The sequence below is a fragment of the Bradyrhizobium sp. CFUWI genome (genome assembly GCF_056429085.1).
Genome location: NZ_JBWJZE010000274.1, coordinates 1 through 405 on the forward strand (window position 1 = coordinate 1; position 405 = coordinate 405).

At 72.3% G+C, this 405-nt stretch carries 1 protein-coding gene; it reads left to right on the plus strand.

Annotated elements, in window-relative coordinates; genetic code table 11:
- Nucleotides 1-405, plus strand: a 405-nt coding sequence (locus AC066S_RS39775) for an RNA 3'-terminal phosphate cyclase (protein ID WP_478272058.1), incomplete at both ends; no start/stop codon positions are given.

The window sequence follows — 405 nt, forward strand, 5'->3', positions numbered from 1 at the left end:
GCTGCACGCTGGTGCTGCAGACGGTGTGGCCGGCGTTGCTGACGGCCGATGCGCCCAGCCGGGTGCAATTGCACGGCGGTACGCACAACCCCATGGCGCCGCCGTTCCACTTCCTGGAGCGCAGCTATGCCCCGTTGGTGCGCAGCCTGGGCGCTCCGGTGGAACTCACGCTGCACCGGCTGGGCTTCTACCCGGCGGGAGGCGGCCACATCGAGGCGCACATCACCCCCGGCGCGGAACGGCTGCAGCCATTCGACCTGCTGCAGCGCGGCACCGCGATGCCGCACCATGCGGAATGCGTGGCCCCTGCGCTGCCGCGGGCAATTGCCCGGCGCGAGCTGGAGCACCTGGGCGCGGCGCTGGGCTGGAGCCGGGAGCAATTGCGCCTGGCTCCTTCCCGCCAGC